The organism is Saccharopolyspora sp. NPDC049357, assembly GCF_040677225.1.
In the GTDB taxonomy this organism is placed as follows: Bacteria; Actinomycetota; Actinomycetes; order Mycobacteriales; family Pseudonocardiaceae; genus Saccharopolyspora.
On the sequence record NZ_JBFAQJ010000026.1, the window covers coordinates 19,146 to 32,531 of the forward strand.

Annotated in this window: 11 protein-coding genes; 6 read left to right on the top strand and 5 right to left on the bottom strand. The window is 70.6% G+C overall.

The window, feature by feature from the left end; all coding sequences use genetic code 11:
- Nucleotides 1–80: 80 nt before the first annotated feature.
- Genes AB0J91_RS21150 through AB0J91_RS21165 form a run of 4 tightly spaced genes read right to left on the bottom strand, consistent with a single transcriptional unit; the run spans nt 81 to nt 4,748 of the window.
- Nucleotides 81–581 carry a sarcosine oxidase subunit gamma gene (locus AB0J91_RS21150; RefSeq protein ID WP_363871465.1) on the bottom strand — a complete coding sequence of 167 codons (501 nt, stop codon included), beginning with the start codon at nt 579–581 and terminating at the stop codon, nt 81–83.
- Nucleotides 565–3,282, bottom strand: a complete 2,718-nt coding sequence (locus AB0J91_RS21155; RefSeq protein WP_363871468.1) for a 2Fe-2S iron-sulfur cluster-binding protein — start codon at nt 3,280–3,282, stop codon at nt 565–567. Before AB0J91_RS21155 ends, AB0J91_RS21150 begins: the two co-directional genes overlap by 17 nt.
- Nucleotides 3,282–3,518, bottom strand: a complete 237-nt coding sequence (locus tag AB0J91_RS21160) for a sarcosine oxidase subunit delta (RefSeq protein WP_363792545.1) — start codon at nt 3,516–3,518, stop codon at nt 3,282–3,284. The genes AB0J91_RS21155 and AB0J91_RS21160 overlap by 1 nt, the downstream gene beginning before the upstream one ends.
- A gap of 15 nt (nt 3,519–3,533) precedes the next feature.
- Nucleotides 3,534–4,748, bottom strand: coding sequence for a sarcosine oxidase subunit beta family protein (locus AB0J91_RS21165; protein ID WP_363871471.1), 1,215 nt, complete (start codon nt 4,746–4,748; stop codon nt 3,534–3,536).
- Nucleotides 4,749–4,959: 211 nt separating this feature from the next.
- Here AB0J91_RS21165 and AB0J91_RS21170 point away from each other — a divergent pair, with 211 nt between their 5' ends.
- From AB0J91_RS21170 to AB0J91_RS21195, 6 genes are all read left to right on the top strand, one after another.
- Nucleotides 4,960–7,404: an FAD-dependent oxidoreductase gene (locus AB0J91_RS21170; RefSeq protein WP_363871474.1), complete on the top strand. Its 2,445-nt coding sequence runs from the start codon at nt 4,960–4,962 to the stop codon at nt 7,402–7,404.
- A 257-nt stretch (nt 7,405–7,661) separates the two neighbouring features.
- A complete protein-coding gene (locus tag AB0J91_RS21175) occupies nt 7,662–8,855 on the top strand; it encodes a glycine cleavage T C-terminal barrel domain-containing protein (protein ID WP_363871477.1) in 1,194 nt (397 codons plus the stop codon).
- A gap of 10 nt (nt 8,856–8,865) precedes the next feature.
- Nucleotides 8,866–9,702, top strand: coding sequence for a methylenetetrahydrofolate reductase (locus tag AB0J91_RS21180; RefSeq protein ID WP_363871480.1), 837 nt, complete (start codon nt 8,866–8,868; stop codon nt 9,700–9,702).
- Between the two features lie 25 nt (nt 9,703–9,727).
- Complete coding sequence (locus AB0J91_RS21185) at nt 9,728–11,425, top strand: formate--tetrahydrofolate ligase (RefSeq protein WP_363871482.1); 1,698 nt, start codon at nt 9,728–9,730, stop codon at nt 11,423–11,425.
- Complete coding sequence (locus tag AB0J91_RS21190; protein ID WP_363871485.1) at nt 11,422–12,156, top strand: copper homeostasis protein CutC; 735 nt, start codon at nt 11,422–11,424, stop codon at nt 12,154–12,156. The genes AB0J91_RS21185 and AB0J91_RS21190 overlap by 4 nt, the downstream gene beginning before the upstream one ends.
- 168 nt (nt 12,157–12,324) lie before the next feature.
- Nucleotides 12,325–12,660, top strand: a complete 336-nt coding sequence (locus tag AB0J91_RS21195; protein WP_363871488.1) for a YnfA family protein — start codon at nt 12,325–12,327, stop codon at nt 12,658–12,660.
- Between the two features lie 10 nt (nt 12,661–12,670).
- Here the strand turns inward: AB0J91_RS21195 and AB0J91_RS21200 are convergent, their stop codons facing one another.
- A complete protein-coding gene (locus AB0J91_RS21200) occupies nt 12,671–13,255 on the bottom strand; it encodes a DUF1349 domain-containing protein (RefSeq protein ID WP_363871491.1) in 585 nt (194 codons plus the stop codon).
- Nucleotides 13,256–13,386 lie beyond the last annotated feature (131 nt).

Genomic DNA, 13,386 nt, shown 5'->3' on the forward strand with positions numbered 1-13,386 from the left:
CGCACTAGCCACGGGCCAGACCCTATCGGCTCGCCGGACCTATTCCGCGATCATCCGGGATGGGCGGGAATTTCTGTTCCTCATTGTGCAACACCCGAGGTCACTTGGCGAGCGCCGAGCAACGCCGTGGCGAGGTGGTCGGCGTAGGAGTTGCGGACCAGGACCCGGTAGCCGGCGTCGAGGCGCCAGACGATCACCGGGACCCCGGCGACGAGGGTCTGCGCGCAGCGCCCCGGGACGAACACCCCGGGGTGCAGGTCGAGGGAGCACAGGGCTTCCAGGACCTCGCGGTCGTGCAGGCGCAGGGTGGTGCGGGCCGCCGACACGTCGACCAGGCTCCGATGGCCCGGCTCGGTGCCGGTGACCCCGATCAGCAGGTGCTCGTCCGGTCCGAGACCGAGGGCGGCGCGATGCTCGTCCCCGGTCACCCGGTCGACCTCCGGAAGTCGCAGTCCCAGCGCGAACTCGGCGTCCGTGCGCACGTCGAGCTGAGGCAGGAACGGCTCCTCGACCAGGACTTCCGCGAGCTCGGCCGCGCGGTGCCCGAGCGGGCTGCGGCGCAGGTCAACGTCGACCGTCACGGCGGGCTCCTTCCGGGTCGTAGAACACCGGCTCGCGCACCCGCACCGGCACCTCGCGGCCGTCGAGCGAAACCCCGACGCGCTCGCCGATGCGGTCCCGCCCGGACTCGACCAGCGCCAGCGCGATGGTGCGGCCGAGGATCGGACTGCGGTAGCTGGAGGTCACGTGGCCGATCCCGCCCGCCAGGCGGACTCCTTCCGGCAGGAGCTCGGCGGGGTCCTCGGTCAGCAAGCCGACGAGCTGTTCGCGGTCGGCTCGGGCGGTGTCGGAACGGCTCAGCGACCGCTTGCCGATGAAGTCCTTGCGCTGCGAGACGGGCATCCCGAGGTCGAGCGGGGTGACGGTGCCGTCGGTGTCCTGGCCGACGATGACGTAGCCCTTCTCCGCGCGCAGCACGTGCATCGTCTCGGTGCCGTAGGGCGTGACGCCGACGTCCTCCCACAGCGCCAGGCCGTACCAGGACGGGACGTTGATCTCGTAGGCCAGTTCACCGGAGAACGAGATCCGCGCGATGCGGGCGGGAATCCCGTTGTGCAGCGCGGTGTCCCGGAACTCCAGGAACCCGAGCTCGCCCAGGTCCGGCGCCAGCCGCGCGACGACCTCACCCGAGTCGGGGCCGGTGACGGCCACCGCCGCCCACTGCTCGGTGACCGAGGTGCAGCGCACGTCGAGGTCGGTCCACTCGGTCTGCAGCCACTGCTCCAGCCAGTCCAGCACCTTCTCGGCACCGCCGGTGGTGGTGCTCAGCAGGTAGTGGTCGGGAGCCAACCGCAGCACGACTCCGTCGTCGAAGACCATTCCGTCGGCGGAGCACATGATCCCGTAGCGCCCCTTGCCGACCGGCAGCTTCGCGAACCCGCCGGTGTAGACGCGGTTGAGGAACTCCGGCGCGTCCGGGCCGACGACCTCGATGCGGCCGAGCGTGCTGACGTCCTGCATGGCGACCCCGGTGCGCGCGGCGAGGCACTCGCGGTGCACGGCCGCGGCCATGTCCTCGCCGGGCCGCGGGTAGTGACGCGGGCGCCGCCACTGCCCCACGTCCTCGAACACCGCGCCGTGGGCCACGTGCCAGGAGTGCATCGGGGTGGTGCGGATCGGGTCGTGGAGGTCACCGCGCTCGTGGGCGGCCATCAGCGCGAACGGGACCGGGACGTAGGGCGGGCGGAACGCGGGAGTGCCGACCTCACCGGGTCCGACTCCGAGTTCGGCGGCGATGACGGCCATCGCGTTGACCCACGAGGTCTTGCCCTGGTCGCTGCCGACCCCGATGGTCGTGTAGCGCTTGATGTGCTCGACCGAGCGCAACCCGGCGCCGATCGCGCGTCGGATGTCGGCGACCGTGGCGTCGCGCTGGAAGTCCACGAACTGCTCGGTGTCGTCGCCGGGCGTCAGCCAGACCGGGTGGGGCGGGCGGATCGGTTCCGGCGGCAGGTCCGGCGCCGCGGGCGCGGCCGTTCCCGCTGCGCGGGCGCCCGCCCGGAGCCCTTCGGTGATGCAGCCGGGGAGGTCGAAGGTTCCGTTCGCGGCACCGGCGACCAGGCCGTCGACCGGCCGCACCGCGGCGATGCCGTCGTCCCAGAGGCGGTCGCCGTCGTGCAGGTGCAGCACCGGGCTCCAGCCACCGCTGACCGCCAGCAGATCGCAGTCGATCTCCGTGCCGTCGGACAGCAGCACCGATTCCAGGCAGCGGCCGGAGGTGGCGGCGACGGTGGCCCCGGCGATCACCGGGACGTCGGCGGGTGGCGGGTCGCTGCGGCTGTCGACGATGGCCCGCACCCGGCACCCGGCGGCGGCGAGCTCAGCGGCGGTGGCGTGCGCGCTGTCGCCGGTGGTGGCCACGACCGCCTCGCGACCGGGCACCACGGCGAACCTGCGCAGGTAGGTCGACACGGCCGAGGCCAGCATGATCCCGGGCCGATCGTTGCCGGCGAACACCAGAGGCCGCTCGTGCGCCCCGGTGGCCAGCACGACCCGGCCCGCCCTGACGTGCCACATCACGTTCCCCTGAGCGATCAACAGGTAATCACCCGCATAACGCCCGATCACCGTAGCCCCCAACAAGATTCGAACCCCCTCCTCACCTCCACCCCGACGACCCCACCCCACGTCGCCCCGAGTACCGCCGTAATCAGAACCCGGAATACCGCCGTATTCGTGTCCCCGATTACGGCCGTATTCGGGATCGGGGGTCTGAACACGGCCGTGATCGGTCAGGGTGGTGACGGCGTGGGTGATCCAGTCGATGGGGCGTTCGCCGCCGAGGGTCGGGCCGTGCTCGACGAGCAGGACGCGTGCTCCTGACTGCCCTGCGGCCAGGGCGGCGGCGACCCCGGCCGGGCCTCCGCCGATCACGGCGACGTCGGTGTGAGCGTTCCTGCGGTGGCACTTCGGCGCGTCGCCGCTGGTCAGCCGACCGACGCCGGGGATGCTCTCGGCCTCGAGCCCGTCGCGCAGCGGAACCTCGGTGGCCTGCGCGAACGGATCTCCGTCCACGCTCACCAACGCGTTCGGCTCGGTGAGGTCGGCGGTGAGGACACCGCGCGGCCGGTCCAGGTAGGTCGAGCGGGCCACCTCGACGCGTCCGGACGCGAGCAGCGCCGAGGCGAGCGTGTCGCCGGGATGCCCGGAGAACTCGGTCCCGTCGAAGGTGAATCGCAGGGTGCGGGACCGGTCGATCCACCCGCCGTCGTCGAGCCGCATCACGCCACCTCGTCGGTCTCGGTGTTGCGCCACAGCTCGAACCAGCGGCGGCAGCCGGCCGAGTGCACCCACCGCTCCCGCCACCAGCCGCACGGGTTGTCCCGCACGAACAGGAAATCCGCCCACTCCCGGTCGTTCAACGCCCCGGGCTCGGCCGGGTAGTCGACGGCCTGGCCGCCGTAGCGGAACTCGACCTCGTCGCGCTCCCCGCACCAGGGGCACCGGATCCGCAGCATCGCGACCTCCCGGGATCAGTGCGCGACGGCCGCCGCGCCGTGCTCGTCGATGAGGGCGCCCGTGACGAACCGGTCCAGCCCGTAGGGCTCGGCCAGCGGGTGCGGGCGTCCGTGGGCGATGGTGTCGGCGTAGACCTGACCGATCCCGGGGGTGGCCTTGAAACCTCCTGTTCCCCAACCGCAGTTGAGGTACAGCCCCTCCCACGGGGTGGGGCCGATGATCGGCGAGGCGTCGGGGGTGACGTCCACCGTGCCCGCCCAGGTCCGGATCACGTGCGCGCGGGCGAAGATCGGGAACAGCTCCAACGCCGAGGCGAGCTGACGCTCGATCACGTGCACCGACCCGCGCTGCCTGTACCCGATGCGGGAGTCGATGCCCGCTCCCACGACCAGCTCGCCGCGATGCGCCTGGCTGCAGTAGACGTGCACGTGGTTGGACATCACCACGCACGGGTGCACGGGTTCCAGCAGCTCGGAGACCAGCGCTTGCAACGGGTGGCTCTGCAGCGGCAACCGCAGGCCGAGGGTGTCGGTGAGGGTGCTTGTGCGTCCCGCCGCGGCCAGCGCGACCCGGTCGGCGCCGATGTCGCCGCGCGAGGTGCGCACCCCGCGCACCCGGTCGCCGTCGGTGAGGAACCCGGTGACCTCGCAGCCCTCGACGAGGTCCACGCCCATCTCGTCGGCGCGGCGGGCGAAGGCCCACGCCACCAGGTCGTGCTTGGCGATGCCGCCGCGCGGTTGCCACGTCGCGCCGAGAACCGGGTAGCGGCAGTCGGTGTTGATGATCGGGCAGATCCGCGAGACCTCCTCGGGCCACACCCATTCGGCGTCGATCCCGTTGGCGCGGTTGGCGAAGACCCGGCGTCGGGAGTCGCGCACCTCCTGCTCGGTGTGGGCGAGGTTGAGCACGCCGCGCTGGCTGAGCAGCAGTTCGCAGTCGAGCTCGGCGGGCAGCGTCTCCCACAGCTTCAAGGCGTGCTCGTAGATCCCGGCGCTGGCGTCCCACAGGTAGTTGGAGCGGATGATCGCGGTGTTGCGGGCCATGTTCCCGCCTGCCAGCCAACCGCGTTCGAGGACGGCGACGTCGCGGATGCCGTGTTCGCGCGCGAGGTAGTAGGCGGTGGCCAGCCCGTGCCCACCGGAACCGACGACGACCACGTCGTAGTGCCGGGCGGGCTCGGCGTTGCGCCACAGCCTCTCGGGCGGTTGCGGAAGCGGTGCTGCGACCACGGCCACCTCCCTGCGATTCGGAGGTGAACCCAGGCTAGGAGCGCCGCGACGAGCGGGTCAATTCACGAAAGAGGGACGGTGCTTCCCGTTGTCCCACAACAAGATCCACGGCTGAAAATTCGTGTCGACGGGCTCTTGACGCACCCCTTTCCCCGAGCGCACTGTTGCGGTATGCGCAGATAGTTGTCGTAGACGCAACAAGGCGGCAGCCATGGTTTCGAGCGTCCAAATCCTGCTCGTGGGGGCGGGCATCGTCGGGTGCAGCACCGCTTACCACTTGGCGCGCCAGGGGATCACCGATGTTCTCGTGGTCGATCAGGGACCGCTCCCCGCGACCGGCGGTTCGAGTTCGCACGCACCGGGCCTGGTCTTCCAGACCAACGCCTCGGAAACGCTGAGCCGGCTCGCCGCCGACACCGTGCGCCTGTACTCCTCGTTGGAGGTCGACGGGTCGCCCTGCTTCCACCCGGTCGGCGGCATCGAGGTCGCCACCACCCCCGAGCGCTGGGACGACCTGCACCGCAAGCTCGGCCTCGCCACCGCGTGGGGCATCGGCGGCGAACTCCTCGACCCCGGTCAGGTGCTCGAACGCATCCCCGGCATCGACGCCGACCGGATCCACGGCGGGCTGCACGTGGCCACCGACGGGATCGCCAAGCCGGTGCGCGCCGCCGAGGCGATGATGCGCGAAGCGCGGCGGCTCGGCGTGCGCTTCGAAGGCGCGACCGAGGTCACCGGGTTCGAGATCACCGGCGACCGGATCACCACCGTGCGCACCACGTCCGGGGACGTGACAGCGGAAACCGTGTTGTGCTGCGCGGGGATCTGGGGCCCGAAGATCGGCCGGATGGCCGGGGTGACGATCCCGGTGCAGCCGCTGGCGCACCAGTACGCGGTGACCACGCCGGTGCTCGACGACGGCGAAACCGAAGTGGCGCAACCGATCCTGCGCCACCAGGACCGGTCGATGTACTTCCGCCAGGTGCACGACCGCTACGGCATCGGCTCCTACCGGCACCGGGTGATGCCGGTGCGCACCGACGAGCTCACGCCCACCGTCACGCCCGGCACCGAAGCTCCCTCCGAAGGCGGTGGCTGGAAGGGCATGGCCTCGGTGCACCCGTTCACGCCGGCGGACTTCGCCGGTCCCTGGCGGGAGGCGCGGCGACTGCTGCCCGCGCTGCGCGAGGCCGAGATCGGCGAGGGCATGAACGGGTTGTTCCTGTTCACCTCCGACGGGATGCCGGTGCTGGGCCGGTCCGAGGTGGAGAACTTCTGGATCGCCGAGGCCGTGTGGATCACCCACGCCGGCGGCGTCGGCCGGGCGATGGCGCAATGGCTGGCAGGGCGCACCCCGGACATCGACCTGCGGCAGGCCGACCTGCGGCGCTTCGACGACTTCGCCCGCAGCCCCGCCTACCTGGAGCAGCGCAGCGCGCAGAGCTTCCGCGAGGTCTACGACATCATCCACCCCCAGCAACCGCCCGAGCAGCCCCGGCCGCTGCGCACCAGCCCGTTCCACGACCGGCAGCGCGAACTCGGCGCGGTGTTCCTGGAGGCCTCCGGGTGGGAACGGCCGCACTGGTACGCGAGCAACGAGAAGCTCTTGCAGGGCAGGGAGATCGCGCGTCCGGGGGAGTGGGCGGGCCGGTTCTGGTCACCGATCGTCGGTGCCGAGCACCTGGCCGCCCGCGAAGGCGTCGCGATGTTCGACATGACCTCGCTGCCGCGCGCCGAGGTCACCGGCCCCGGCGCGCTCGAGCTGTTGGGCCGGCTCACCACCAGCAAGATCGACCGGCAGCCCGGCTACGTGACCTACACGCTGATGCTCACCCCCGAGGGCGGCATCCGGTCGGACATCACCGTGGCGCGGCTGGAGCGGGATCACTTCCAGATCGGCTGCAACGGTCCTCGCGACATCGCGTGGCTGCGCGACAACGCCGACGCGACCGCGCAGGTCCGCGACATCACCGGCGGCACCTGCTGCATCGGGCTGTGGGGTCCGCGCGCCCGCGAGGTGCTGGCCGCGCTGGCCGACGTCGACGTCTCGCACGAGGAGTTCCGGTTCTTCCGCGCCCGGCGGCTGCACGTCGGCGAGGTTCCGGTGGTGGCGCTGCGGCTGTCCTACGTGGGCGAGCTCGGCTGGGAGCTCTACACCTCCGCCGAGTTCGGCCGACGCCTGTGGGACCTGCTGGCCGGTGCCGGTCACGGCATCTTCCCCGCCGGCCGCGGTGCGTTCAACGGCATGCGGCTGGAGAAGGGTTACCGCGCCTGGGGCACCGACATGTGGACCGAGCACACCCCGGACGAAGCCGGTGTCGCCTTCGCGGTGAAACCGGACAAGGGGCCCTTCACCGGCCGAGAAGCCCTGCTCCGCCGGGGAGAACCCACCCGCCGCCTGGCCTGCCTGCGCATCGACGACGGCACGGTCCTGATGGGTTCCGAACCGGTCCTCGCCGGCGACGAACCGGTCGGCTTCACCACCAGCGCCGCCTACGGCCACACGGTCGGCGCGAGCCTCGCCTACGCCTGGCTCCCCGCGGACCTCGCCCAACCCGACACCCACCTGACGGTCACCTACTTCAACCAACCCCACCCCGTCACGGTGATCCCAGACCCCACCTACGACCCCGACATGACCCGAATGCGCCGCTAAACCCCACACCAGACCCGAAAAACCCATCCCCCACCCAAAAACCATCCCGACCCCTCCGACGACCCCACCCGATTTCAGTGGAACTCAGAACCCGGACTTCCACTGAAACCCGGGACCGGACTTCCACTGAAACCCGGGACCGGACTTCCACTGAAATCGAGGACCCGACTTCCACTGAAATCGAGGACCCGACTTCCACTGAAATCGGGGGTCGGAGTTCCACTGAAATCGCGCGATCGAGGCTTGGAGCGAGCAACATGAGCGTCAACTCGAACCCCGGGGTGCTGCTGTACCCGCGGATCCGGAAATCCCCGTTCTTCTACGCCTCGCGGCGTCACGGGGTGGCGATGTACAGCGTCTACAACCACACGTACCACCCGAGGCACTACGGAGATCCGGTCGCCGAGTACTGGGCGCTGCTGGAAGGCGTGACGCTGTGGGACGTCGGCGTGGAGCGGCAGGTGGAGATCACCGGGCCGGACGCGTTCGAGTTCACCAACATGCTCGTGCCCCGCGACCTCACCAAGTGCAAGGTCGGGCAGTGCAAGTACGTGTTCGTCACCGGCACCGACGGCGGCATCCTCAACGACCCGGTGCTGCTGCGCCTGGGTGAGAACCACTTCTGGCTCTCGCTGGCCGACAGCGACGTGCTGATGTGGGCCAAGGCCCTGGCCCACGGGCTCGGCATGGACGTCGACATCCGCGAACCCGACGTCGGCCCGGTGCAGGTCCAGGGCCCGAAGTCCGGTGCGGTGATGGCGGACCTGTTCGGCGAGTCCATCTTGGACATTCCCTATTACTACGCGGTGGAACGAGAGCTTGCAGGGATGCGGGTGGTGGTCTCGCGCACCGGCTACACCGCTGAGCTGGGCTACGAGATCTACCTGCACGACGCCTCCCACGAGGGCGTTCGGCTGTGGGACGCGATCTGGGAAGCCGGCGAGCCGCACGACCTCACCGTGATCGGCCCCTGCCACATCCGGCGCATCGAGGCCGGGATCCTGTCGTGGGGCTGCGACATCACCGCCGACACCAACCCCTTCGAGGTCGGCTACGGCTTCGAGAAGACCTGGATGGTCGACCTCGACCAGGAGGCCGACTTCATCGGCAAGGACGCGTTGCGCCGCATCAAGCAGGACGGCGTGAGCCGCAAGCTCGTCGGCGTGCGCATCGACGGTCCGAGCGTGGGCTCGTTCAACGACGGCGCGATGATCGACGTCTTCGAGGTGCACGACCCGCACGGGCTGCGGATCGGCGAGGTCACCTCCGCCGCCCACTCCCCGCGCGTCGAGGGCAACATCGGCTACGCCATGGTGCCGATCGCCTACCAGGAGCCGGGCACCGAGCTCGTCGTGCGCACCCAGCACGGCCCGCAGCAGGCGGTCGTGTCCGAGAAGCCGTTCCTGGACCCGACCAAGGACATCCCCAAGCGCCTGGCGCGGAGCGCGTGAAGGGGGCGAGATGGCATCTGAACTGCAGCGATCCCTCGACCGGATGCGCTACGAGGTGCTGCCGGTGGGCAACGCGCGGGTGGACGCGCTCGACCCCGGCAGCACGGTGACCGTGACGGCCTCGCCGGCCAGGGGCATCGGGCCGACCATCGACTTCACCGAGCGGCTCGCCGCGATGGGCATGCGCGCGGTGCCGCACCTGGCCGCGCGCTCGATCCGCGATCACGCGCAGCTGGCGGGCGTCCTCGACCGGCTGGACGCCGCCGGGGTGAGCGAGGTGTTCGTGATCGCCGGGGACGCCGCGAAGCCGCTGGGCGAGTTCGCCGATTCCCTCGCGCTGCTGCGCGCGATGGAGCGGATGGGACGGCTGCCGGCGCGCATCGGCATCGCCGGTTACCCCGAACGGCACGCGTTCATACCAGACGACTGCGCCGTTCGGGCCATGGCGGAGAAATCTCGTTACGCCGACTACGTGGTCTCGCAAATCACGTTCGATCCCCGGACGATCAACGATTGGGCCCGCGACCTGCGGAATCGCGGGGTGGGAGCACCCGTGTACGTGGGTGTCCCGGGGGTGGTGGACGCCCATCGGCTGTTGCGCATCGCGCTGAAGATCGGGTTGGGTGAGTCGACGCGGTTCCTGCGAAAGCAGTACGGCGCGGTCTCGAAGATGTTGGCACGCTACACGCCGGAGGAGCTGTTCGACGAGTTGTCCCCGCAGCTGGGCGACCCGGATTCGCCGATCGCGGGCTGGCACCTGTTCACCTTCAACGAGATCACCAAGACGGTGCAGTGGCGCGACGATCTGGCGGCCCGGCTGTCCGGCTACGCGGACCGACCGGCGTAACCGACACCTCGCAGGAGGTCCTGGCATGACCATCCCGTCCGATTTGGACATCTCCCGTGCGACAGAGCTGCGTCCGATGGACGACATCGCAGCGCAGCTCGGCATCGGGGAACACCTGCTGGAGCCCTACGGGCGCAACGTCGCGAAGATCTCTCTCGACGCCATCGACGAGCTCTCCGACCGGCCACGCGCCCGCTACGTCGTGGTCTCGGCCATCACCCCCACACCGCTGGGCGAGGGAAAGACCACCACGACCGTCGGGCTCGGGCAGGCGCTCAACCACATCGGCAAGCGCTCCACGGTCGCCGTCCGGCAGCCCTCGATGGGCCCGACCTTCGGCATCAAGGGCGGCGCGGCAGGCGGCGGGTACAGCCAGGTCGTGCCGATGGAGGCCCTGAACCTGCACCTCACCGGCGACATGCACGCGGTCACCGCGGCCCACAACCTGCTGTCGGCGATGGTCGACAACCACCTGCACAAGGGCAACGCGCTGGGGATCGACCCGCACCGGATCACCTGGCGCCGGGTGCTCGACGTCAACGACCGCGACCTGCGCAACATCGTCTCCGGCCTCGGCGGCAGGCAGGACGGCGGACCGCGCCAGACCGGTTTCGACATCACCGCGGCCAGCGAGGTGATGGCGGTGCTGGCGCTGTCGACGTCGCTGGCCGACCTGCGGCAGCGGCTCGGTCGCATCGTCGTCGGCTACACCCCCGACGGTCAGCCGATCACCGCCGAGCAGCTCAAGGCCGCGGGCGCGATGGCGGTGATCATGCGCGACGCGCTCAAGCCGAACCTCATGCAGACCACCGAGAACACGCCGGTGCTGGTGCACGCCGGGCCGTTCGGCAACATCGCGCACGGCAACTCCTCGATCGTCGCCGACCTGGTGGGCAGCCGCTGCACCGACTACCTGATCACCGAGGCGGGTTTCGGCGCGGACATGGGCGCCGAGCGGTTCTTCAACATCAAGTGCCGCACCTCCGGGCTGCGGCCGGACGCCGCCGTGCTGGTGGCGACGGTCCGCGCGCTCAAGGCGCACTCCGGCCGCTACAAGGTGGTGGCGGGCAAGCCGTTGCCGCCGGAGATGCTGGAGGAGAACCCGGACGACGTGCTCGCCGGCGCCGACAACCTGCGCAAGCAGATCGACAACATCCGGTTGCACGGCGTCTCCCCGGTGGTGGCGATCAACGCCTTCCCGAGCGACTTCACCAGCGAGCACGAGGCGATCCGGCAGGTCGCCGAGGCCGAGGGCGCGCGCGTGGCGGTCAGCAACCACTTCACCGAGGGCGGCAAGGGCGGCGCGGAGCTCGCCGAAGCCGTCGTCGCGGCCTGCGAGGAACCGGCCGGTTTCCAGGTCCTCTACCCCGACGAGGCCGACCTGCGCACCAAGATCGAGACCATCGCGACGAAGGTCTACGGCGCCGACGGCGTCAGCTACGCACCGGCGGCGGCCAGGTCCCTCGACAGCTACGAGGCCAACGGCTACGGCGACCTGCCGGTCTGCATCGCCAAGACCCACCTCTCGCTGAGCTCCGACCCGACGTTGCTGGGCGCCCCCACGGGCTGGACCCTGCCGGTCCGCGAGGTCCGCGCGTCGGTCGGCGCGGGATTCGTCTACCCGATCTGCGGAGACATGCGCACCATGCCGGGCCTCGGCTCGCACCCGCAGGCCGAGTCGATCGACCTGGACGCCGACGGCAACATCACCGGGCTGATGTGAGGGTCGAGATCAGCACCGACAGCGCGGACGGTGCGGTGACAGCGGATCGCCTCGGGGCCGACCGGATCGAGCTGTGCTCGGCCGGGGCGCTCGGAGGGCTGACTCCCGGGCCGGGCCTGCTGTCGGCGGTGCTCGACCGGTGCCACCGCAGCCAGGTGCACGTGCTGATCCGGCCTCGGGAGGGCGGGTTCGCGTACTCGCCCACCGAGGTCGCGGCGATGCGCGCCGACGTGCGGCACGCCGTGTCCGCGGGAGCGACCGGCGTCGTCGTCGGCGCGCTCGGCGCGGACGGGCGGCTCGACGCCGCCGTGCTCGGCGAGCTCATCGCCGAAGCCGGCGGCGTCCCGGTCGCCCTGCACCGGGCGATCGACGTCTGCCCAGATCCGGTCGAGGCGGCGCACATCGCCGCCGAACTGGGCATCCGGCGGATCCTCACCTCGGGCGGGGCGACTCGCGCCGAGGACGGCGTCCCGGTGCTGCGGCGCATGGCGGGAGCCGGCATCACCCTCACCGCCTGCGGCGGGATCCGCTCGCACAACGCCCGCCGCATCGCCGAAGCCGCAGGCATCGACGAGATCCACGCGGCACCCCGCCAACAAATCCCGTCGTCCGGCGGCGAGGTCGACTTCGGCCCCCGCGCCCTCCTCGACGAGGCCGAAACCCGCGACCTGATCGCCACTGCCCGCCTGATCTCAGGTGCGGCACTCAATCCGGACCGCCGAGCGACGTGATCCACGAGCGGTTGCCGGGCTTCGGGTCGCCCTGCTCGACGTTCCCCGCCTGAACGAGATCCCGGACCGACCCGCTGTTCCAGTTGTCCGCATCTGACGTCGAACTTCGCGCGAAACTCGCGTTCCCTCCTCCGAACCGGCAGAGCGACGTGGCCTACCGTTGCCGGCATGGGAGTCGTCCGGTCGGTCGTGTTGTTCGTCCTGGCCGCCGTCGCCGAGATCGGTGGGGCGTGGCTGGTGTGGCAGGGCGTGCGGGAGCAGAAGGGCCTGCTGTGGATGGGCGCGGGCGTGATCGCGCTCGGGATCTACGGGTTCGTCGCCACGCTGCAACCGGACGCGAACTTCGGCCGCATCCTGGCCGCCTACGGCGGGGTCTTCGTCGCCGGATCGCTGGTGTGGGGCGTCCTGCTCGACGGCTTCCGCCCGGACCGCTGGGACGTCATCGGGGCGCTGATCTGCCTCATCGGCGTCGCGGTGATCATGTACGCGCCGCGCCAGGCGTGAACCCCGCCGCTCACTCCGCCAGCGTCAGCTGCGAGAACCGCACCGGGAAGCCCGCGCCGTCCGGGGAGGCGCACATGGGCCCGGCCTGGGCGGGCACGTCCGGTGGGAAGTAGGCCATGCGGAGGATGTTCACGGGTTCGCCGTCCTCGGCGGCGTAGCGGACGTGGACGGCGTCCTCGAAGCGCTCGATCTCGACGGTCACCGACTCGACCTCGCCGTGGGCCACCGACAGCGGCAGCAGGCTCCAGTCGGAGTGCTCGCGGGTGACCACCGCCGACAGGTACTGCTCGCCGTCGACGTACTCGATGCCCGCCTTGATCCAGTTCCGCTCGTCGATGCGCAGCATCAGCCCGGCCTGGTCGTGCTGTTCGCGGTAGTCGCCGAAGAACCTGGTGCACATCCGGAACTGGGCGCCGACCGGTTGCAGCAGCGCGTGCCCGGTGTCGCGGTTGAAGCCGTAGTGCGTGGTCTGCCAGAAGTCCGTGTCCGTGTCGCTGGTGACCGTCAGCCCGGCGTAGTTCAACCAGTTCGCCGGTTCGTTGAGCCACTGCCACCCGTTGAGCTCGAACAGCGTGAGATCTTCGGCTTGCTGCATTGCCCACCGCTCCGTTCGGTCCAGGCAACCGCCGTGGCGGTCCGCACTCCCCCGACGCACCGTCAGGCAACGGAGGATACAGGCGCCCGAGGACCGAGGTGAGCACGCCTCGTGATCAGCCGACCACCCGG

Coding starts and splice junctions, on each gene's coding strand:
- AB0J91_RS21195 (WP_363871488.1), top strand. CDS start 12,325: ATGGGAGTCGTCCGGTCGGTCGTGTTGTTCGTCCTGGCCGCCGTCGCC.
- AB0J91_RS21170 (WP_363871474.1), top strand. CDS start 4,960: ATGGTTTCGAGCGTCCAAATCCTGCTCGTGGGGGCGGGCATCGTCGGG.
- AB0J91_RS21185 (WP_363871482.1), top strand. CDS start 9,728: ATGACCATCCCGTCCGATTTGGACATCTCCCGTGCGACAGAGCTGCGT.
- AB0J91_RS21200 (WP_363871491.1), bottom strand. CDS start 13,255: ATGCAGCAAGCCGAAGATCTCACGCTGTTCGAGCTCAACGGGTGGCAG.
- AB0J91_RS21175 (WP_363871477.1), top strand. CDS start 7,662: ATGAGCGTCAACTCGAACCCCGGGGTGCTGCTGTACCCGCGGATCCGG.
- AB0J91_RS21160 (WP_363792545.1), bottom strand. CDS start 3,518: ATGCTGCGGATCCGGTGCCCCTGGTGCGGGGAGCGCGACGAGGTCGAG.
- AB0J91_RS21155 (WP_363871468.1), bottom strand. CDS start 3,282: ATGCGGCTCGACGACGGCGGGTGGATCGACCGGTCCCGCACCCTGCGA.
- AB0J91_RS21180 (WP_363871480.1), top strand. CDS start 8,866: ATGGCATCTGAACTGCAGCGATCCCTCGACCGGATGCGCTACGAGGTG.